The 19,609-nt window shown below is 60.2% G+C and carries 18 protein-coding genes; 9 read left to right on the forward strand and 9 right to left on the reverse strand.

What is annotated here, in order from left to right; all coding sequences use genetic code 11:
- Positions 1–82: 82 nt before the first annotated feature.
- On the reverse strand, positions 83–1,483 hold the full coding sequence (locus ACPEE0_RS11040) for an aromatic ring-hydroxylating oxygenase subunit alpha (protein ID WP_009359523.1): 1,401 nt from the start codon (positions 1,481–1,483) through the stop codon (positions 83–85).
- Complete coding sequence (locus ACPEE0_RS11045; protein ID WP_009359522.1) at positions 1,480–1,833, reverse strand: 2Fe-2S iron-sulfur cluster-binding protein; 354 nt, start codon at positions 1,831–1,833, stop codon at positions 1,480–1,482. Before ACPEE0_RS11045 ends, ACPEE0_RS11040 begins: the two co-directional genes overlap by 4 nt.
- A 486-nt stretch (positions 1,834–2,319) precedes the next feature.
- Between ACPEE0_RS11045 and ACPEE0_RS11050 the strand changes: the two genes are divergently transcribed.
- Entirely contained in the window at positions 2,320–2,880 is a 561-nt protein-coding gene (locus ACPEE0_RS11050; protein WP_268743688.1) for a TetR/AcrR family transcriptional regulator, read from the forward strand.
- Positions 2,881–3,151: 271 nt separating this feature from the next.
- On the opposite strand, the gene ACPEE0_RS11055 is transcribed toward ACPEE0_RS11050, so the two are convergent.
- From ACPEE0_RS11055 to ACPEE0_RS11065, 3 genes are all read right to left on the reverse strand, one after another.
- Positions 3,152–3,880, reverse strand: a complete 729-nt coding sequence (locus tag ACPEE0_RS11055) for an alpha/beta fold hydrolase (RefSeq protein WP_424574504.1) — start codon at positions 3,878–3,880, stop codon at positions 3,152–3,154.
- Positions 3,881–4,051: 171 nt separating this feature from the next.
- Positions 4,052–5,362: an NtaA/DmoA family FMN-dependent monooxygenase gene (locus tag ACPEE0_RS11060; RefSeq protein WP_083875138.1), complete on the reverse strand. Its 1,311-nt coding sequence runs from the start codon at positions 5,360–5,362 to the stop codon at positions 4,052–4,054.
- Between the two features lie 125 nt (positions 5,363–5,487).
- Entirely contained in the window at positions 5,488–6,330 is an 843-nt protein-coding gene (locus ACPEE0_RS11065; protein ID WP_009359672.1) for an isocitrate lyase/PEP mutase family protein, read from the reverse strand.
- Positions 6,331–6,740: 410 nt separating this feature from the next.
- Between ACPEE0_RS11065 and ACPEE0_RS11070 the strand changes: the two genes are divergently transcribed.
- Positions 6,741–7,520, forward strand: coding sequence for an SDR family NAD(P)-dependent oxidoreductase (locus ACPEE0_RS11070; protein ID WP_035753951.1), 780 nt, complete (start codon positions 6,741–6,743; stop codon positions 7,518–7,520).
- A gap of 639 nt (positions 7,521–8,159) precedes the next feature.
- Here ACPEE0_RS11070 and ACPEE0_RS11075 read toward each other — a convergent pair.
- Both ACPEE0_RS11075 and ACPEE0_RS11080 read right to left on the reverse strand, forming a co-directional pair.
- Entirely contained in the window at positions 8,160–8,723 is a 564-nt protein-coding gene (locus tag ACPEE0_RS11075) for a nuclear transport factor 2 family protein (protein ID WP_009359602.1), read from the reverse strand.
- Between the two features lie 74 nt (positions 8,724–8,797).
- The gene (locus tag ACPEE0_RS11080; protein WP_009359601.1) at positions 8,798–9,544 is read right to left on the reverse strand and encodes an enoyl-CoA hydratase/isomerase family protein; all 747 of its coding nucleotides are present in this window, start codon (positions 9,542–9,544) and stop codon (positions 8,798–8,800) included.
- 572 nt (positions 9,545–10,116) lie between these two features.
- Between ACPEE0_RS11080 and ACPEE0_RS11085 the strand changes: the two genes are divergently transcribed.
- Positions 10,117–10,866 (forward strand): SDR family NAD(P)-dependent oxidoreductase, encoded by a 750-nt coding sequence (locus tag ACPEE0_RS11085; protein WP_424575270.1) that lies wholly within the window; start codon positions 10,117–10,119, stop codon positions 10,864–10,866.
- Positions 10,867–11,340: 474 nt separating this feature from the next.
- Here the strand turns inward: ACPEE0_RS11085 and ACPEE0_RS11090 are convergent, their stop codons facing one another.
- On the reverse strand, positions 11,341–11,973 hold the full coding sequence (locus tag ACPEE0_RS11090) for a TetR/AcrR family transcriptional regulator (protein WP_009359598.1): 633 nt from the start codon (positions 11,971–11,973) through the stop codon (positions 11,341–11,343).
- Between the two features lie 724 nt (positions 11,974–12,697).
- Here ACPEE0_RS11090 and ACPEE0_RS11095 point away from each other — a divergent pair.
- Genes ACPEE0_RS11095 through ACPEE0_RS11105 form a run of 3 tightly spaced genes read left to right on the forward strand, consistent with a single transcriptional unit; the run spans position 12,698 to position 15,212 of the window.
- Entirely contained in the window at positions 12,698–13,798 is a 1,101-nt protein-coding gene (locus ACPEE0_RS11095; protein ID WP_424574505.1) for an MFS transporter, read from the forward strand.
- A gap of 14 nt (positions 13,799–13,812) precedes the next feature.
- Entirely contained in the window at positions 13,813–14,670 is an 858-nt protein-coding gene (locus tag ACPEE0_RS11100) for an MFS transporter (RefSeq protein ID WP_424574506.1), read from the forward strand.
- Positions 14,667–15,212 (forward strand): TetR/AcrR family transcriptional regulator, encoded by a 546-nt coding sequence (locus ACPEE0_RS11105; protein ID WP_354177368.1) that lies wholly within the window; start codon positions 14,667–14,669, stop codon positions 15,210–15,212. The genes ACPEE0_RS11100 and ACPEE0_RS11105 overlap by 4 nt, the downstream gene beginning before the upstream one ends.
- Positions 15,213–15,390: 178 nt before the next feature.
- Here ACPEE0_RS11105 and ACPEE0_RS11110 read toward each other — a convergent pair whose 3' ends face one another.
- Positions 15,391–16,044 (reverse strand): TetR/AcrR family transcriptional regulator, encoded by a 654-nt coding sequence (locus tag ACPEE0_RS11110; protein ID WP_354177369.1) that lies wholly within the window; start codon positions 16,042–16,044, stop codon positions 15,391–15,393.
- 535 nt (positions 16,045–16,579) lie between these two features.
- On the opposite strand from ACPEE0_RS11110, the gene ACPEE0_RS11115 reads away from it, so the two are divergent.
- From ACPEE0_RS11115 to ACPEE0_RS11125, 3 genes are all read left to right on the forward strand, one after another.
- On the forward strand, positions 16,580–17,176 hold the full coding sequence (locus ACPEE0_RS11115) for a hypothetical protein (protein WP_424574507.1): 597 nt from the start codon (positions 16,580–16,582) through the stop codon (positions 17,174–17,176).
- A 150-nt stretch (positions 17,177–17,326) separates the two neighbouring features.
- A complete protein-coding gene (locus ACPEE0_RS11120; protein ID WP_009359629.1) occupies positions 17,327–17,890 on the forward strand; it encodes an NUDIX domain-containing protein in 564 nt (187 codons plus the stop codon).
- Positions 17,891–18,939: 1,049 nt separating this feature from the next.
- Positions 18,940–19,479, forward strand: a complete 540-nt coding sequence (locus tag ACPEE0_RS11125; protein ID WP_009359630.1) for a flavin reductase family protein — start codon at positions 18,940–18,942, stop codon at positions 19,477–19,479.
- Positions 19,480–19,609 lie beyond the last annotated feature (130 nt).

Raw genomic sequence — 19,609 nt, forward strand, 5'->3', positions numbered from 1 at the left:
ACGCTCAAGATCCTCTTCCGGGGCAGGTTCTCCGCCGTCTGCGGTGACTCGTGATCGTGAATTTGGGTCATCGTTCGTTCTCCTACTTAGAGCTTTGGACTGGTTCCTGCAGATACCGGTTGAGCACGGTGTGGAAGTGGGCAACCCTGACCTCCGAGGAACCGAATGTGACATGCTTCAGGCTGCTGTTGTGCAGGCCCTTTTGGACTTTCCAGAGATTGTCAAAGTCCTGGTCGAGGACTGTGCCCATGCTCTGCTGTGTGATATCGATCTCGAGAAGAGGCGCCGGCTCGGGAGGCGCGGCGTTCTCGTCCGGCCAGACGAGGGTGTAGACGTCGAAGAAGCATTTGTTCGGATCGGTGGGGTGGGGGCGCGATACGAATCCGAGGGCACCGCCGGCGTGGGAATTGAACTTGAGACTGGGGAAGACATGGTAGTCGTAGTCGTCGATCATTTGTTCCCTGGTCAAGCCGGAATAGTCATGGCCAAGTTTTGCGCCAGTCTCCTGCGCCCGCCGGATGAGGTAGTCGCGCATTGTGCCCTCGCCGATCCACTCTCCGTCCTTATCGAACAGTTCCGGAGGGAGGTCCGAAACCGATTGCCCGGTCGCCTTCGCAGCCTCTGAATGCCTGAATGCCGTCGCTGAGCGGCTGAAATATGCCTCATAGATCTCGGCCTCGTCGACGTGCTCCAAACGCATGCTGGGCACGCCGTAGGGCACGATCATCCTGCTGTGGTCCCCGAAAGTCGTATGCAGGGTGTTGACATCGTCAAGGTACGGCGTGATCTGCGGGTGTGTGGAGGAGACATGGTAGGCCTCCAGGAAGGCCTCCAGCGCCACCTTCCAGTTGCATTCCAGCGGAATTCTGGCGTGCATGGTCGCCCGGTAGCGATCCATGTGGTAGGGCTCAAGGTCAGTCGCCGTCCTGGCAAGGAACTCCCGCAGCGTCGGCGCTCCCTCAGGCTTGGGGTGAATGAAGACCCAACCGCCCCACGTGTCGCAGCCAACCTCCGGCAGTGCATACTCCTCGTCGGTAACCCCAGGGAACAGTTGACGGTCGGGGATGTCCTGAAGCTCGCCCTTCAAGGACCAGCACCAGGCGTGGAAGGAGCATTTGATGTCCTTGGCGTTTCCGATGCCGTGCTTGAGCAGCGTGCCACGGTGCCGGCAAGCGTTCTGGAAGGCCCGAAGCTGACCGTCTTCGCCCCGAACAATGAGGAAGGACTGATCGCCGATAACGTACTCAAGGTAGTCGCCGGGCTTGTCCACCTCTTCCGTCCTGCAAGCCACCTGCCACATGCTGTACCAGATCTGCTTGAACTCCAGGTCAAGCTGAGCTTCTGACGTATAGACCTCAACGGGGATATGTGATTCCTGAGGAGTCAGGACAATGGACTCGGGGTACTCGGCGTCCGCCGGGTACTTCAGTCCATATACCTCCACATTCGAGTGATATGCCTTGATGTCATCGCTGATTGTCATGGTTCTTTCCTTTTGTCCGCATCCTCGCGAACGCGGACGCTCCGCCGCCTCACGAGAATATCTCCGTTGATTTTTGCGCAGCAGGCCAATCGCTCCTGCCCTGGCGGACCGCCCTGCCACCGGACCCGGTCCAAAGCCTTCCGTTCCGTCTCGTCCATCGGCGAGACGAATTCTTCCCCCTCTAGAACTTCCATGTAGCAACGCGTGCATTCAACTGACCCGTTACAGAGTGTTGGCCACCAAATCCCGTTCGTCTCTGCCGCCTGGAACACCGTCATCCCAGGCTGGACGTTGAAAGATATATCGCTTGGAAGGACACGAACGCTTGGTACTTCCGAGTCTTCCGTCATCGGCAGATCCCTACTTACTCAAGAGTGTCTCTACTAACTACCTGAAAACGTTACTAGAGGCACCTTCCAATTACAAGCCTTCGAGGCATTGACTTTGGAGCAGCGGAACGCATCTACTAACTACAATCCGTTTCGAATAAGTTGGACGGCGCTGGGAAGGATTCACTGCCGGCTGCACTGGGACCAGCAGGGTCCCGATTCCCGATGTTGAGGAAGGCCTGACGAACACCACATGGATGAAAATTTCTTCGAGCCCCTACAACATGGCTCGGTGACCTCTCCTGAGCGCATCCCGCGGGAATCACGGCAGGAAAAGAGGACTTCGTCGAGCCTGGCCATCCGGCGTCGGGTGACCTTCGGTGAGCCGCGAATTTGTCGACAGCGGCTCGCCCTATACTTCTGGAAACATCACGCCACGACTGAAAGTACATTTTGAAGCAGCAGCCAGCCAGGTCCGCGCATCGGCCGTCTCGACGATCATCACTCTTGGCAGCCGCCTTGGAACTTTTCGCTACCGACGATCCGTCGGATGTTTCCATGGCTGTCGTAGCAACTCATGCCAAAATGACGCCATCTGCGGTCTATTACCACTTCTCGTCAAAAACGAAGATTATCGAAACCCTCATGGCAGGAGTTACGGACAAACTGGCAAGCTTCTTCGAGTTGACCTCTGGCATTACAGACCTCCATGGATGGGGCGTCCAATCAATGCGCCATGCCTTGGAGTGGATGCGCACGGATCCGCTGGAGGCCAAGTTCTATTTTGTTCGCTTGGCGACAACCCGGGACGGGGCTGAGACCTTGGTTCAGTTCCGCCGTGATAGCGAAAAGCTGGTTGAGTCCATATCGGACTCAATTTTGTTACTCGACAACTCGATTGACCCATTGGAGGCGGCCATTATGGCCCGCGGCCTGTTGACGCTCGTATCCGAAACCGCCAGGACCACGTTGACAGGCAGGGATGCTGTACCGCGGAATTTCCGGACTTACCATGAGGCGGCTTCCATTATCACCTTGCGTATCTTGGGCGGTAACCCGCGCGAATAGCGGGTTTCCGTACCCGTTATGGTGTGCCTGGATGCGACACCAGAAATAAGCAAGACCACATCGCATCCGAATCACGGGAGGCAGCGACTTTGCCGCCTCGTCAGTTAATGGCCTCATGCACCAAGCGGACGCGAGCAATAAGCGCGCGTCCGCTTGGTAAGCCACGGGCTCCCGTCCGCATCACAGGGCCGCAAGTCTGTCACCGGCACTGAATCAGTCGTCGAGCTTACTCAGCCATTGAGTGATGATCTCGTGTGTCAGCTCCGGCAGATCATGGTGAATCCAGTGGCCGACCGGAAGTTCGAGCGAATGGTCCGCAGGGTGAACGAAGATCTCCTGCGTCTCGCTCGACGGCGCCGACTTGGGCTTTACCGTGCAGGACCAGGAGCGGGGCTCGCCTCTGCCGGAGCGCCTCCGTATCCGACATGAGTACTCCCGGAGCCACTAAGCACTCATGCCAGACCTTCGTCAAAACCGAAATGTCGGTGACCAGGGCTCCATACTGGTGGGCCTCACGGGAGTGAGGTGGCGTCAACTGGCTCTCTGAGCGCTCGAAGATCGATGCCAATCCACCCGGTTGGGCGACCAGTGGCGCTAACGACTTGTACACGTTCTGCGCGTCCGGCAGCCCCCCTGACGGGTCGATTGCCACTACGGCTGAGACGCGTTCGGGGTGCGTGATTGCTAGAGCCTTGGCCAGCAAACCTCCCAATGAATGTCCGACGGCGACTACGGACGAGACGCCGAGGGCGTCCAGTACCGAGATGAAATCCGCCACAAAGGACGCCGTTCCATATCCTTCCGTGGGAACGGAGGAACGGCCGTGGCCGCGGAGGTCCAAGGCAATGACCCGGTGAGTCCGTCGAAAATATGCGATCTGCGTAAACCAATCGCTGGTATTGCAGGCGAGGCCATGGATAAGCAGGATCGCAGGCCCCTCCCCCACATCGGTCACTTTCAAGGTGACTCCATCGGGTGTTTGTACATTTTGAACTGGCATCGATTTCCTCCAGAGATTGTGGGGCAGGCTCACGGCATTAGACGGGCGCCAGTGTTTGCCGTTGGGAGCGGCGGGTCATAGCGGGCCTGGTAGCTACTGGTTTTCTGCATGCCTGTGGCCCCTCCAGGGGTGGGTGGAGGGGCCGGGCGTTTTTCGTGGTTGTTCGGCGGGTTAGCGCCTGAACAGTTTGTCGCGGAGGGTTCCGTTGCGGTACTCGCGCTGCATGAGGCCGCGCTGCTGCAGGACGGGTACTGCGTGTTCGAGGAAGGTGTAGGTGTTCTCAACGTCCTGGGTGTTGATGTTGATGCCGTCCACGCCGGCGTCGCTCCATTTCTGCAGTTCGTCGGCGATATGCTCCGGGGTGCCGACGATCCGGTCCGAGCCGATTTTGCGGACCATGTCGCGGAATGTCCATGACTTGTCTTCCGCGGACTCAGCGAATCCTTTGAGTATTCCCTGCATGGAGTCGGTATTATGTTCCGCCAGCGGCTTGTCGAGGTCGATCTGTGACAGGTCGGTGCCCATGGTAGAGCTGGCGAATGCGATAGCGGCTTCGGAACCTGCTTGTTCGTCGAGCTCCTCATGCTTACGCTTGGCTTCTTCTTCGGTGCTCACCACATGAACGGCCATGTATTGCAGGAACACGATGTCTTCTCTGCTGCGGCCGTTCGCCGAGAGCCTCCCGGTCATGTCGCTTATCAGTGTTTGAGCATCCTGTGGGGAGTTGGTACCGATGAACATCGCCTCAGCGTTACGCGCCGAGAACTCACGGCCGTCGTTGGAACTGCCTGCCTGGAACGTGACCGGCATGCGCTGCGGGGAAGGCTCTGTCAGTCCGATTCCTGGCACACGATAGAACTCCCCGTCATGTGCGATGGGATGCACGCGCGCCGGGTCCGCGTAGATTCCCCGGTCGATATCGCGGACAACCGCCCCGTCTTCCCAGGAATCAACGAGGAGTTTCCTGAGCACATCGACGTACTCCTGCGCACGCACATATCGTTTTGCGTGCCCTTCCATGTCATCAAAGCCGGAGTTGCGCCAGGCGGAGGGCTGGTATGAGGTAACGATGTTCCACGCCACCCTCCCCCGCGTCAGGTGATCAAGTGTCGCGACCCGTCGAGCGAACGAGTAGGGATGCTGCTGGGTCATGTTCGCGCTGAACGCGAACCCGAGGTTCTCTGTGGCACCTGCCAGGGCAGCGGTCAGAACAAGCGGGTCACCGAGCGGAAACGCCACCGCGTCGCGGATCGCTGTAGCGGGCGAGGACTTGTACGTGTCATGCACGCCGCTGAAGTCCGCCCAGAAAATCGCGTCAAAACGCGCCGCCTCCAAGGCCTGCGCAAGCTTTGTCTGATGATCGAGATTCAGGTAATCAAATCCCTTATTCCCGGGGTGGTTCCACGGCGTGCCCAGTGGTCCGCCCGGGGCGAAGCACGTGTAAAGGCAAAACCTCAAGTCACCTCGTTGTGTCTCAGTCATGGTGCAACGATCCTTAATCCGTCAGTCAATATCTGGCTTGTTCTTTCTCGCGCCGCGCCAGGGACACCGGCCGTACTGCGGCATCCCCGGGCGCGGCTGCCGGCCGAAAATCGGCAGGCCACAGCCTAGCTCTGCGGGAGCAGGCCCAGCCTGTGCGCCGTGGCCTTGTACTCTTCTGCTCCCAGGAAGGCGTCGAAGGCATCGTAGTCTTCGACGATATCCACCGTGGAGCCCTCACGTGCGAGAAGTTCGAGCGCCTGACGCATGGCCGACTCCGCAACAAAATTCGTCAGCGTGGGGTAAAGAACAATATCCGCGCCCTGCTCACCCATCTCCTTGGCGCTGTAACCCAGACCATTGGTCATCAGGATAGGCACCCGGGCTTCCTCGCGGAGCCGCTTATTCAGAACATCGCCCGGCTTCGGGGCCCTGGCAAGGAACAACACATCCGCACCAGCCTCCTGGAACGCAAGCAACCGGTCGATGGTGGCTTCTTCCCCTTCGCTCAGGAGCGCATCCGAACGGCCGATAATCAAGAAGTCCTCAGACTTCCGGGCATCCACCGCCGCCTTAATCTTGTCAACGGCCTGCCCGAGCGGGATCACCTGCGGGGTTCCCAGGTGCTTACCAAACACATGATCCTCAATATGGGTCGCACTCGCACCCGCCCGCTCCAACACCTGAACACTGCGGGCGACATGAATCGGGTTCCCAAACCCGCCCTCACCATCAACAATGAGCGGAACATCCACGATCGGGGCAATCCGGCGCACCATATCGGCAATGTCCTCAAGCCCGACAAAACCAATATCCGCCACACCATACTTCGAAGCAGAAGCCGCGTAACTACCGATATACGCGGCCTGGAACTTCAGATCCCGAACAAGACGGGCCGAAATCCCGTCATAAGCAAGCGGGGCAACCAGCGGAGAATTTTCACTGATCACTTCTTTGAGCGTACGCACCATTGGGTCAAAGCTCTTTCACTAGGGAATACATACCGGACGAATGCCGTAAATACACAAACAAGGCCACACCAACCGCAACCCACACACGGGAAACGAACACCGGGAAAACAGCCAGCACCGCAAAGTCGGTGGGCCGCCCGCCCCGGCACCCCGGACGAACGGCCTTCAGCAAGGAATGCAACACCGCACCCCCGCATCAACTCCTCACTAAACCCGAGTTAAGCACAGAATCCGTACGTAAGTCAACGGTCCCGCCCCACAACCCGCACCCGGCAACACCCGCCACTCGGCACAATCAAACACATGACGTACGCAAAACCTCAGACCCTCGGAACCGCAAACCCCTTACAAAGTCAACGTCAATGCCGTAGGATCTCAGCGATTATCCATCTCGACTTCGAAAGGACACCATGAGCAACGAAGCTTCATGGCAAGAGACCATCACCCCTGGACGCTTCGGGGGTAAGACCGTCATCGTGACTGGCGCCGGCTCGGGTATCGGTCAGGCCACCGCCCTGCGAATCGCTAAAGAGGGTGGGCGAGTCATCGCCGCAGACATCAGCAAGGAGCGGTTGGACGATATGGTCGCGGAAAACGGCGGGCTGGAGCTCATTCCCATCGCCGGGGACATCTCGATGGAGGAAACTGTCGCCGCCATCGTGGCGGCAGCCGGTGGGAGGGTGGACGCGCTGGCAAACGTCGCAGGGATTTTTGATAACTTCCTCCCCGTCCATGAGGTTGACGACGAACTGTGGGAGCGAGTTTTCCGTATCAATGTCACGGCATTGATGCGCCTGACCCGCGCTGTCGTCCCGCTGATGCTGGAATCGGGAACGGGCTCGGTAGTCAACGTGGCATCCGGAGCCGGCCTTCGCGGGTCCGCAGCCGGCGCCGCATACACCGCTTCCAAGCACGCTGTGATGGGCCTGACCAAAAACTCGGCGGTGATCTACGGGCCCAAGGGGCTGCGGTTCAATGCCGTGGCTCCGGGTTCCACGACGACGAACATTGTTGCCAGCTGGGGTTCCCAGTTCGCCGCTGAACGGCTTGGTCCGCTATTGCAGGCAATGGTCCCCGCTCCTGCCAGTGCCGCGCAGCTCGCTGCCTCCATCACCTTCCTGCTCAGCGATGACGGCACCAACATCAACGGCAGCATCCTCTCATCTGACGGCGGCTGGTCAGCTCTGTAGTCCGGACGCCTCTGCTGTGAGGCACTAGTAAAAGGCTTACGACGGCGGGATGTCCCGCCGTCGTAAGCCAAGTATGGTGCCCCTCGGGCATGTGGCCCAGAAGTCCTTTGCGCTTGACGACCTGCGCCCACCCGCTACCGGCAACCGCAGAATCCAGGGCCGTACTATTAGGCAATGCCGAGATTCTGGCGGAGAGTGATCGCCCGCGCACTCCGAATACAGTTGCCGCACTCCTGCAGCAAGCGGACGAAGTCCTCGACGAAGGAGTCTTCGCCTCGTCAGCGGGCATCAGCCAGAGACTGTCGCCGGCTCACGCTTTGAACCGCTCGTGCCTGGGCTGCACGCGCAAGACTCGCGGTTAGGCGTTGGAGACCACGCACTGCCCCGCGTGAGCGGCTGGTCCAACGCGTGACGCACTCGTTGCGGCCGTACTCAGGACGCACGGAGTGGCCGGGTGGTCGTCCGTTAGCTAGCCGCGGGCGAACCGAACCGTTTTCCGGCTCAGCGCCATCACGGCGCACGTGACCGTGGAAACCTGCAACTTCTAGCGTGCCCCAAGTGTTAAACCACAGGTTGGAGGCCGGCGAACGCTGGCCTCCAACCTGCATGGCAAGGCGGTACCCGTATGCGAACCTGGGGTCAGGCGCGATTCCCCGGCGCCTTGACAAGGATTCCGTCGCCGAGTCCGTAGACGAAATCCTCGCTCGATCGCGACGGCTGCGCCCCCGTGCTCCCAGGCGCGCCGGGAGCCTTCGGCGGTGTGGTCCAGTCGGTCTTGGACCATTCGAATGCGACCGTGCGCTTGGCGATCTTCCACACACCATCGCGCTCCTCGAACTCATCGAGGAATCGGCACCCGATCATGGCAGAAGGCGAAGCGCTCAACGTGTACACCTGGTGCTGCTTCAGTTGAGTGACCACGATGGCATACGTCTCTGCGTATGCACGCTTCCCCTCGACCTCAATCGACGGAGTGGCGATGAAGTGCAGGAACATGTCGTAGTTCTCGTGGTGCGGCTCGAGGAACGCGATCGAGTCGTCGATAGTTCCGCTGAAATGACCGTGGTCCTCGACGGCGTCAGGGTGAAAACACGCGCGCCGCATCTCGAAATCTTTACGGTCGGACGCACGCGCTGCGAGAGTAACGACTCTCGCAATGTCGCGTTCCGCTTTCAGTTGGACCAGGAGGTCGTGGTCATCCATGTGTTCTACCGATCTTCACGTCGCGGATCGAGCTCGGGCAGCGCCGTGGCCGGACCGGCCGCCGCGCAGACCCTTCACTCGCCACCCGATTTGCCCTCGGAGATCTTGCCAACGAAGCGCATGGTTTCCCAAGCAATGCCCGGGTGTCCGACCGTGAGCATGTCCTGCTTTGCGTAATTATTGAGAACGTGCTTGGTGAGGCGGAGCGAGCTGTAGTCGAAGGACCGCAGCTTCGCGAGGAGCTTGTCGACCTCGGCGTCCAGCTCGTCGGCCGGGACAGCCTTGTTGATGAGCCCTATCTCCACCGCCTCCTGTGCGGTCGCCACGCGATCCAGCATCAGGAACTCCTTGGCACGGGTCATCCCGACGCGGTTCGGCCACAGCACAAAACCACCGTCCCCCGGCGGAAGACCGAATCCCGAAAGGTGCGGGTCGCTGAATGTGGCGTCGTCGGCCGCGATGATGAAGTCGCACGCCAAGGCGATGGATGCCCCGAGCTGATGCGCACCGGGTGCCCAGACCTTCGCGATCGTGGGCTTATCGAGCGAGATGGAGTGACGAAGCGTGTCTTCGCTCTCACGCAGGATCTGCTCGACGTATCCGTAGGAGTTGATCGTCTTGATCCACTCGTGGTCGTAAGACTCCGGGCTCAGGAACTTACGGTCCTTGCCGGTGATGACCACAAACTTCGCTTCCGACTGGTGAGCGTCACGGAGCGCCATCGGCAATCCGATGTGCGAGCTGGCGTCCATCTTGTCGATCTCGATAGTCAGAACATCATCGTCAAGAGTGACATTGATCTGGTCACCGTACTCTGACATGTTTCCTCTTCTCCTCATTGAGTAACCGCACCTTCATGGTCCGGTAAGCACGACGGCGAAGCTCGATAGCTTCGGTCTAGTTACTTGGTGCTCGTGCAAGTAACTATAGTGAGCGGTGACACAAAGTCAACTGCAAGCTGACACTTACTGAACAGGCACTCTAGATACGCTGAGGAGGGCGTTCGTCCAGTCCATGCGGAACTCGCGTGTAGCGATAGAGGACGTGCCCTGCCGCTGAATCCGAGTCGCGCGCCCACGACCGCGTACTGAGCAGCAGTCGCCAACGCGTGAAGCTTTCGCCGTGGTGCGTGCGGTGAGCCGCTGCCCGGACCAGCAGAATTGCCACACATCCACAGCGTCCCCCGGGAGCACAGCCCGTTGCGCCTGATCTGTCTAGGCTATTGACTTACGTACGATCCGTGTGCTGAAGTGATCGAGGCCGACACCAATACAATCGCCCTGGTGTCGCGTTTGGAGCATCTGCTCAGATACAGCGCATCCAATGAGGGATGCGCGCCACAGAGAAGGGTAAGGCCAGCATAAATGTCACGTTTTAAGACCAAGTCGCACTCATCACCGGTTCAGGCCGCGGCATCGGACGAGCCACTGCACTGAAGTTCGCGGAGGAAGGTGCCTTCGTACTCATCAATGATCTGCATGAGGAATTCGTGAACTCGGTCGTTGCAGAAATCAACTCGCTGGGCGGCAATGCTGCCGCCGCAGGGTTTGATATCACCGACCGGGAAGTAGCCGCAAAGGCTGTTCAGCAGATCGTTGAGGACCACGGGTCCATCGACGTTCTGGTCAACAATGCAGGCGGCGAGAACATGCAGCCTGCAGAAGCGTATGCCTCATGGGACCGAGTGATTGGCGTGAACCTCACGGCAACATTCTTCATGTCCCAGGCAGTCGCTAACGCTTCCATGATCCCGCGCAACCGGGGAGCCATCGTCAACCTGTCGTCCCTCGCGGGCCTTGCTGCCCTGCCCAACGACGCCGGCTACACCGCCGCCAAGCACGGGGTTGTGGGGCTCACGAAGGCCTTGGGCGTGGAATGGGCGAAGTACGGTATCCGCGTCAACGCCGTTTCCCCGGGAATGACCGAAACGCCGGCTTCCCTGGAATGGCAGAAGCGCGAACCCGAGGCCTTTGAGGCACGCATCGCGAGGGTTCCGTGGAAGCGCATGGGCCGGGATGAAGAACAGGCTGCTGCCATTCTGTTCCTGGCCTCCGAGGACGCGTCCTTCATCACGGGCCACACGATTCCTGTCGATGGCGGCCAAATGGCCCTCAACCCTGGCCACTCGATCCGACCCCAGTAGGGCCTTGACGGGCACCGCGGCAGCGTCCCGTCACCCGCGGACCGGCGTTCACGCGTCCTTCCAAGGGCCGCAGGTTCAGTCCGGCCCGCTACCTACGTGATGCCCTAACGCATCCAGGACGGCCGAGCTCCCAGATATGGGCTCGGCCGTCCTGTTCTTTAAGGCCCGAATGATTCGGCCTCCGGCTGTTCGCGCCCGCCCCAGATATCCTCCGGAGACGATCTCCCAAGCGTTTACCGACGCAGATCGGGTTATCATCCGGAAGCCGTAACAGCGCCCACCGCGCAGTCAATATGATTATTTACGCGGACATTCGAAAGCGGCACTGAGAAAGCCGACAGCGAGGTCAGAAATCAGTGATGCGTTTGATCACGGCCACTTAGCCCCGACCGCAGCCCACGTGAGCGTGCGCTGCGTTGTTGAACAGTGCACACCTCTCATAGTTGCTAGAGCTACTGAAGATTCGTCACCGCGTCAGGACGTCCCATTGAGGCATGGTTGGGGACTTATGCCACTCAATACAATGTCGACCAAGGTCTTAACGGTGCTACGAATCTGCTGAGGCGTCTTGTCGTAGCTGATGGAATCAAGGGTCACGCCGCCAACGAGCAGTCGATGGGATACGTGGATGTCCGCATCGGAACGGACCTGGCCGCGCAACTGGCCCCGCCTCAAGGATTCCAGAATTAACAAGTCTCGCTGCTTTGTTGTTTCGGCGGATACCGTCCGGTATACCTCACCAACAGCCTCCTTCTCCATGGCCAAGCGCCATCCTGCGCGCCCGCGCGGGCTTGCCAGAAGCTGCCGGTGCGCCAACGCGATTTCGATTAGGTCGTCCCGTACATGTCCGTGAGTGCCGACACGCAGCGGACGCGTTGATTCCCGGAAGGCGTCAATGAGCAGTTCCTCGCGACTAGACCATCGCAGGTACAAAGCGCGCCGACCGACCGAGGCTTTTACGCTTACAGCCTCGAAATTGAAGCCGCTCCAGCCCCGCTCCGCATAGCAATGAATGGCGGCATCGATGACCTTCTTATCCAGTGCCCCGTCGCGTGGTCTGCCGAGGCGCACTCCCTCTTCGCCCTTCGCTCTGTGCGTTGTGGTCACGTTCCTTACTCCTGCACGCTCTCGGTTCCAGCTACCGTCCGTGGAACTTGACGGAATGCTTGATGTCATCGGAGCCACAGAACTCTGCATGGCGCAGCTTTAGGGGGCACCCCAACGGAATTTGGAGTCTACTAGGGCATCAATCGCAGTGCCATCGTAGCGGGCGGCTTTCCCCGCCGCGAACCCGCAGCGAAGGCGCCTGCATCAACTCGAATCAGCCGCTGGCCGCGGACCATCTTCTGATCAAGTCATCGACGTGGGCTGCCTGCACCAACTCTGCCAGCCAATCCCACACTAGCCACGCCACTCCGCACACGCATTTTGGAACAGGCGGGAGCCCCTCAGAGGGACTGTTTCGGCGACCGCTCGGGGCGTTCACCGCGCGCCCGATTCGCGGTGCGATTGTATAGGAAGGCAGGTCAAAGGGAGCTCAGAGCCATCTCCTTAAGCCGACCATTCGAAGTGTCCAACCTGGTCAGGACCTGAGGAATCGGCCAGGGCATGGGCGATGTCGCCGCAGACGAGCACCCGCGTTCTGCTCCGTCATAGGCGCCAATCTTGATTGCTCAGAAAGACGGCGTTTAGCCGGTCATGTGTGCTGGAGATGGCGAGCAGGATGTACATCTGGTGCAACACGTAGACCCCGCCGTTGCGGCTACGGCTGTACATCGCTTTTACTTAGGGGTGAACAAGCGTTCACCATCAACTTATATGGAAGCAGCCGATGCCGCGTTCCCTCACTTTCCAATCGCGACGGCGTCCGTCGCCGTCCGCCATCACTGCGGTCCTGGCTCTTAGCGGCACCCTGGTGGCGTTGATGCAGACACTAGTGATTCCGCTTCTTCCCGACTTCCCCGTGATCCTGGGTGTGACTGCCGATGACGCCTCCTGGCTGGTCACCGCCACACTGCTTTCCAGTGCCGTGGCAACACCCATCGTTTCCCGCAGCGCAGACATGTACGGCAAGCGCAAGATGATGGTTCTGTGCCTGGCCGTCATGGTGGCGGGGTCGGTCGTGGCAGCCGTCGGCGGTTCCTTTCTGTGGCTGGTCATCGGCCGGGCCCTTCAGGGGTTTGCGTCAGCCCTGATTCCGGTGGCCATCAGCATCATGCGCGATGAACTGCCCAAGGAGAAGATGGGCTCCGCGGTTGCTTTGATGAGCGCCACGCTGGGGATTGGCAGCGCCTTGGGCCTGCCTCTGGCAGGAGTCCTTTACGAAAGCCTGGGGTGGGCCTCGATCTTCTGGGTCTCCGCTGCTGCAGGCGTCCCGTTGCTCCTTGCGGTGGTGCTGGTGGTCCCGGAGTCAAAGGTCCGCACCCACGGAACTTTCGACTACGCAGGGGCGGCATTGCTCTCTGGCGCGCTGATTGCACTCCTGCTGGCGATCACCAAAGGGGGCACCTGGGGCTGGGGGTCCGAACCAGTCTTACTCCTGTTCCTCGCAACGGTCATACTGCTGGCCGCCTGGATCCCGTATGAACTCAAAGTCCGTCAGCCGATGGTGGACCTGCGGACATCCGCCCGCCGCCCCGTACTCATGACCAACCTCGCCTCGCTGCTCATCGGCTTTTCAATGTTCGCCAATATGCTCGTCACCACGCAGCAGCTCCAGCTTCCCGTCGTTACGGGCTACGGCTTTGAACTTAATGTGATTACTGCCGGCTTGTGTATGGTGCCCTCCGGCTTGGCCATGGTGGTTTTCGCACCGCTGTCCGGACGCATCATCAGGATCTTCGGCGGCAAGACGGCACTCATGACAGGGGCGCTAGTGATGATTGCGGGCTATGTGGGCCGCGTTTTTTTGATGACTCCATCGCCTGGGTAATTGTAGGTTCCACTGTGGTGGGAGTAGGCACGGCCATTGCCTATGCAGCCACGCCCACCCTGATCATGAGTGCCGTTCCCATCACCGAAACGGCCTCCGCGAACGGCCTGAACAACCTGGTCCGCGCCATTGGCACCTCGACATCCAGTGCCGCCATCGCCGCAGTCCTAACCTCCGTCACCATGACAGTCGGCGACACCCGCCTTCCGTCATTCGACGCATTCAAGGACATTTTCTGGCTGGCGGCCGGGGCCTCAGCAGCCTCGATGCTGGCCGCAGTCTTCATACCCCGCGCCGCCGGGGTCCACCGCCCGCCAGCCTCCGACATCGGTGCCGTCGAACTGGTGGTCCAGGGACGCGTCCTGGCACCCGATCACCGCCCCCTCATCCCCGCCGTCGTGACAGTTTTGAAGACCGACGGCGATCCGGTGGACTGGAGCCGCGTAGACACGGAGGGCAACTACTCTGTGGCGCTCCCCGGTGCGGGAAAGTATCTCATGGTGGCTAATGCCGGCGGTTGGGCGCCCATGGCAGAAGTCTTTGACTTCGACGGCCGCACCCTTCAACAAAACTTCATGCTCCGGGAGCGGCTGCAGCTACAGGGGACGGTCAGCGCCGGTGGCACGTCTGTATCCAGGGCGGTGGTGACACTCCTTGAAGCCGGTGGCGGGCATGTAGGCGCCACCCGCACGGATGGCGACGGCGGGTATGCCTTTCCGCTTCCCGTAGCCGGCCGATATGTCCTGACCATGCTTCACCCGGTGACGCAGGAGGCTATGGCACAAAAGGTCACCGTGGACATCCGATCCATCACCGTGGATTTCGAGGCCCCACCCGTGGAGGACACCGCCGGTGAGCGGGTGGGAACGTGAGCGGCCCCAGCCATGACGCGATCATCCATTCCGCCAGCCGGCTTTTCGGGGAACGCGGCTACCGCGCCGTCACCGTGCGCGAGATCGCTGCCGACGCCGGCGTGTCAGCCTCCCTGGTCATGAAGCTGTTCCTTTCCAAGGAAAATCTTTATGCGGCTGTGCAACCGGAAGAGTCATTGCTAGCCGAACCGGACGTCCCGATAGCGGAACTGGGCAGAGCCCTCGTCTTCCGGGTGCTGATGAGACGAGAACGCGGAATGCAGGAGCCATGGGCTAACATCGCCCTGGCCGTGCTGGACTCCCCCGACCCCCACGCTGCACGGGCCGAAATCCGCGAACGTTACCTCGATGCCATCACCCGACTCATCGGGGACCCTACCCAGGACCGCCGCTTTGCCTCCACCGTGATTTGCCTCATGACCGGGTTCGGAGAGGCCATCCGCACTCTAGGCCTCTTCGACGGCCGGGACCTTGACGAACTCGTGGAGTACTACGGAGCAATCGTCCAGACCCACATCGACGCAGCCAAGGCTGCCACGTAGACTGGAACGCCGCCCCCGAATTGGAGGCGACTGGCCGATATGTGCGGATGCAGGGGGTTTTCGCGTTGGTCTGGTGGCCTGACGCGGGGTGGCCAGGTACTTTCGCGGTGGCGCGGTGGACGGGGTCAACGGGGGGCGGTTCCCTCGATCGCCCTTGTTCCTTGTTACCGCGGAAGACCTAGACGGGATCGCCGGTGGCTTCTGTAGTGTCCCGGTCCACGGGATTGTTGCCCAGTCCCCTCAGGAGCATGTCGACCGTTTTCGCAACGATGCCGCGGACCTGATACGGGCCCGGGGCGTAGAGCGCGTCAAGCATCAAAGCCCCGATCAGCAGTTCAGTGGCTACTTGAAGGTCCGCATCGCTGCGGACCTCGCCCCGGGACTGTCCCCGCTTGAGCGTCTCCACGATCAGTGAGTTCCGATAAGCCGAAATCTCGGCAGCAACCGCGTGAAACACATCGGCGGTGGCTTCCTGTTCTATGAACAACCGCACACCTGCGCGCCCGCGGGCTCCCAGCATGACCCGCCGGTACTCCATGGCTACCTCGGTCAAGTCCTCACGGACATTGCCATGGTCCGGAGCGGCCGGCAGCGCCGGAGTCAACTCGCGAAAGGCATCAATGAGCAACTCTTCACGATTGGACCAACGACGGTACAGGGCAGGCCTACCAACCTTGGCCCTGACACTGACCGCCTCGAAATTGAAACCGCTCCAGCCCAACTCCTCATAGCACTCAATGGCTGCGTCGATGACCTTCCTGCGGATCGAGCCGTCACGGGGCCTGCCCATCCGCGCCTTCTGCTCAACCTTCTCGCTTCTTGTTTTGGTCATAGACCAGACTGCTCCTCAATCCCACCAGCCCGTACGCTCGACGTTCAATTCCAGGCCAAACTCCATGTGCGGAGGCCTGCCTGGATACAACACCCTGAGGTCCCCGGACTCAGATGCGCATTCCCACTGAACTCCCTTACCCATACACTTTAGGCCGTTTCCACGCCCCCGCCCGACAGCGCCGCCGTGATCGCCGGGCAAATAGGGGCATGAACCGCAAAGCGCTGTGGTCATGAGCGAAACCGCCCAACGTGACCGAACCAGAAAAAGGATTGACTTACGTACGGTGAGTGTGTGTAATTGAGATCTCACAGGCCATGGGGCTAGGACGCAAAGATGCAGTCCCTGCAGACCGTCGACTCACGAAGACCGTCCAGCCCGATGGCCCGGAGCCCGCGGCCCGGTCCCGTCCGGTCCGTGACCTCGACGAACCACCACATTGAAGCACCTGTCTGATGCGCCGTGAGGCGCAGCGCCGGGCGCATCGACGCGGCCAGCGCAGATCTTCACCACACCTTCGAGCAATGGAGCACCAATGACCTTCCCTGAAGTCCGTAACTGGAACCTCGTCGTAGCCAAACCCAACGAAGCCGGCGAGCCGGACTTCTTCATCGGCGACAAGCCTGAAGCCGTCGTCGACCAGCCCGGCATTGTCGAAGGCGCCTGGTACTGGCGCGTAGACGACGGCCACTCCGCAGAAACCCCGGGTTCAATCGCAACGACCATGAATAACGCCACCCGCAACGGATCCACCTTCGGTATCGTGCGGTTCCCGGCCAACTCAGCCGGTAAATTGGACGCCGCATCCACCGGCGCGCACAAAGAGACCGGACACCAAGGCGACGCCGCGATGCACGCAACCGACACCATCGACTACGAAGTCGTCCTCTCCGGCAAAATCGACCTCGAACTACCCGGCGGCAAAAAAGCACACACTTGTCCCGGGCGACCTCCTCGTCCTGGCAGGCGTTCCGCACGCCTGGAAAAACCCCTACGACGAAGACTGCACCTTCCTCGCCGTAACCGTCGGCTACAACTCCTAACCACCACCTCCCCCAGGGGGCGGGGCGGTACTCGGCTTGCGCGCGGCTCGTGCCGCGCGTCGCATAACTCGTTCATTGCATCCGAATAAGAAAGCCGGGCGCCCCTCCATGCCACACCCCCGAACACAGCGCTCACTCCTGACGTGGCGCTCATCCAGTGCAGTCGCGCACTGGAGAGCTGGCACGCGAAAGCGCGAAGGAGCAAAGCTACCGGCTAAGCATGGTCATAGGGAAACAATATGAGCATCATCGACGTGCCCCCGGTTCTGACGAGTGAACATGACCTCAGGACTGACATCCCTCCTGAGCGCGTCGTAGTCGCGGCCGTTATCGAATGGCGAGGCAGGATTGCGCTGTTCAGGAGAAGCCGGCGGCTCGGTCATGACAGCGGGATGTGGCATTGCATCAGTGGTTTCGTCGAGCCGGGAGTAACACCGGCCCAACAGGCTTTTGATGAGCTCTCCGAAGAAGCCGGCTTGGATGTCAAGGACGTCTTGGAACTCCGGCAAGGGCCAACACTGGTGCTCGTCGACGGCGTCGGAGCGCCGTGGCTTGTGCACACGTTCACAGCTGCGACAAACCGCCGACGGCTTCGCCTCAACTGGGAACACGATTCTTATCGGTGGACAACCGCGCGAAAGGGGAGGCGTTTCATCAACCGCGTGAGTTGGCTGGACGATGTGCTGCAGGCAACAGGCCACCTCTCGACATCGCGAAACAAGGATTGTGTAGCCGAAGAAGACCCAGGGTATACGAGCTCCGAGTTGTTGGAATACAAGACTGCGGTAGAACAGCGGACGTGAAGAGCCACTGGGCGCGGAGAATATCCGCGGTCAGCCCATGGCAGACACTGGCCCGGCCTACGGCAGCACCGCCGTGAACCGATAGACCTCCGTCACCCTCCCCGGTGATTGCACTACGACCCGGGGTGGCCCCGGCCCAGTCCACAACCATCGCCCGGCCCGGCTCGTGGTGGAGCATTCCCACCACTTCGCCTACCTGAGCAGTGCGAATACCCGTTACTTCCCTCCGTTGGCCGTAGTCGAAGCCAAATACCTGCTCCAGGCCCGCTGTAGGGTGAAGTGACGGTTTTCCCGCACCGAGCCGACATCCGATCGAAGCCCGGGTGTCCCTGTGTCACCCTGTCCACCTTCCGGCTCTCGGGAAACAACAGGGCTATCTTCTTCGGCTAATGCCGACACGAGCGACAGAGGCCTGCAGGTAGATCGGGGGGCAGTGCCGATGCTAGGACGATGCGGTACTAACGATCGAAAACAGGAGTACCAACCGGAGCCACCTCCATCCACTGGATTGCGTACGCATAGTGCCTGGATACCGCACAAGTGTTTGCATAATTGCCGCACAAAGAAGACCGAACTCTTGACTTACGTACGATCTTCGTGCTGAAATAATTCATGAGACCCGGATCACTGCAGGGGATTCGATGTCGCGGTCGGTTGCAGATCCGCTGCTCGTTTTGGGTTGCGGGTGTAAACGCTTTAAAGACAAATAGACACAGTCGTCTAAGGAAGAAGCACGAATATGTCATTCCTAATCGCCGGAAAGTAGATCCTGGTTACCGGCGGCGCTGGCTGAGTCGACGATGCTCTGTCCGGCACTTCGGCAGTGAAGACCCCCACACCGCTTTCGTCGGTGTACGAATCAGGACCTCCTTGCCGGTCGCTTCATAAGCCCGGCTCCATGCAGGTAGGAATGGCTGACCTGTAGACAACAACTTTGGCAACCTCGCTCTGCCGCGCCGCCGGCGGCAGGGGCTATGCACGAATTCACTCTCGGTCACCGTGGTGGCCGCCAAGCAGAGGGCATGCCTCTTCTGAAAGGACTAGATTTCATGACACAGGAACTGGCAACCGAACCCAGGGTGAGTGCCTTCAGCGAGGACCCGATGCTGGTGCGAAAGGCTTTTTCTCATTTCCCATCCGGTGTAGCGGTGCTCGCGGTGGACATCGACGACGAGAAACACGCGCTCGTCGCATCGTCGTTCATGGTTGGCGTCTCACTCGAACCGTGCCTCGTTTCGGTCGCGGTGCAAAAGACATCCGAAACCTGGGAGCATATCAAAAGTGCCCCCTCTCTCGGCGTTTCAATCTTCGGCAAGGGCCAGGGAGGGCTAACGCGCAAGCTCGCAAGCAAGGACCGCGCTGCCCGATTCGAGCAGGTCGCGATCGAGGTCAATGAATCCGGTTCGGTCTTCATCGAAGACGCGGCGCTGTGGCTCGAGTGCTCGATCCACGAAGTTACCGGGGCGGGTGACCACTGGATGGTCCTGCTCGAAGTACACAAGCTTGGTGTGGGCGACAACGAGCCGCTTATCTGGCACGGCTCTAAATTCCGCGAACTCGTCGACGCCCAATCGATCGACATCAATTAACCACGAAGGATTACAGGACGTGGAACTTCACTGGCAACCCGACTGGCAGCGCACACTGGGACAACACGTCGAGATAAGGCGAGGCAGGATAACCATCAGGGCAGGAACAGTAGAGGCAGTCACTGCCGAC

The sequence above is a fragment of the Arthrobacter sp. SD76 genome (assembly GCF_049726125.1).
GTDB classification, from domain to species: Bacteria; Actinomycetota; Actinomycetes; order Actinomycetales; family Micrococcaceae; genus Arthrobacter; species Arthrobacter nitrophenolicus.